The following is a 1396-nucleotide window of genomic DNA, read 5'->3' as shown; positions in this document are numbered from 1 at the left end:
CCACATGGGGTAATCGCGGGAGCGACGCGCCCTGGAACCGATCATAGCCTTGGAGGGTGGCTGTTCCCCGATAAGATGAAATACGGGCTCACGACTGGACGCCGGGCCCAGCATCAACGGAGAACAGCCATGGAAGAACATATCGGTCTCGACGTGTCGATGAAAGAGACGGCAGTGTCGATCCGCCGTGAAGGCGAACGGATCTGGCGTGGGAAGTGCGCATCTGATCCCAGGATCATTGCCGAGCTTGTCCGCAAGCGGGCGCCGGCCGCAAAGCGCGTCGTGTTCGAAACCGGCCCGCTGTCAGTTTGGTTCTATCATGCGCTGCGCGCCGAGGGAGTGCCAGCCATCTGCATCGATGCGCGCCATGCCAAAGCCGCTCTCGATATGGCGGCGAACAAGACGGATGCGAATGACGCCGATGGTTTGGCACGTCTTGCTGAAGCAGGATTCTTTCGCGAGGTGCGCGTGAAAGGCTTCGACAGTATGTTGACCCGCACGCTCGTGGCAGCACGCACTCGGCTGGTCCGGATCACCGTCGAGCTTTCCAACCAGATCCGAGGGATCATGAAAACGTTCGGCTTGCTCGTTCCCGCCGGTAAGGGAACTACATTCGAAAAGAATGTCCGGAGCCTTCTTATCGATCAGAGCGAGCTTGCTCCTGTCGTCCTACCGATGTTGGAAGCCTGGCGCAGCATTCGCATCCGTGCCGCCGAGCTTGGGCGCCAGCTTGTCGCAGATGCACGTCAAAGCCAAGCATGCCGCATACTCATGTCGATCCCCGGCATCGGCGCCATTACCGCAACCTCTTTCGCCACTGCCATTGAAGATCCGGGCAACTTCAAGAAGTCCCGCTCTGTTGCCGCTTGGATCGGCCTGACAACTCGCCGCTACCAATCGGGAGAAGTCGATTATGACGGCCATATATCCCGACGCGGCGATCGACATTTGCGGGGACTTCTCTATGAGGCTGCGGCGGTCATCCTGACACGCAGCTCGATCGACAGCAGCCTGCGCACGTGGGGCCTCAAGCTCCGGGAGAGGGTTGGCTTCAAACGAGCTGCCGTGGCTGTGGCGCGCAAACTGGCGGTGATAATGCATTCGATGCTCAAGACCGGTGAGTTCTTTGATCGAAATGCAGGCGCCACAGCATGAAATCTTGCGAATAGCGTTCAGGGTCTGAGCGCCTGAGACGTCCCTGCCGGGACGTGAGCCGAGCCATTCCGCTGATGGGGTTGCACCGCTGTCTCAGCAAAGTGCGTCGTCCACATTGAAGGCTCGTCCGCGGAGCTCCATCATGCGGCGACTGATGTCGACCGCGAAGACAACCATGCACCCGGCAGCGTCCGTCTCGACGCAATTACATGCTTGACGTCCCAGCGGCGATTAGACAACC

General features: G+C 59.7%; 1 protein-coding gene. It reads left to right on the top strand.

Annotation, left to right across the window (positions count from 1 at the left end; all coding sequences use genetic code 11):
* Positions 1–129 precede the first annotated feature (129 nt).
* Entirely contained in the window at positions 130–1155 is a 1026-nt protein-coding gene (locus NKH29_RS32515; protein WP_353001425.1) for an IS110 family RNA-guided transposase, read from the top strand.
* Positions 1156–1396 lie beyond the last annotated feature (241 nt).

The sequence above is a fragment of the Mesorhizobium sp. M1295 genome, from assembly GCF_040318135.1.
Taxonomy (GTDB): domain Bacteria; phylum Pseudomonadota; class Alphaproteobacteria; order Rhizobiales; family Rhizobiaceae; genus Mesorhizobium.
The sequence above is the reverse complement of the archived record's forward strand: the minus strand, read 5'-3'. Positions and strand labels throughout refer to the sequence as shown.

Excerpts from the sequence above, each read along its gene's own strand:
- NKH29_RS32515 (WP_353001425.1), top strand. The coding sequence starts at position 130 with ATGGAAGAACATATCGGTCTCGACGTGTCGATGAAAGAGACGGCAGTG.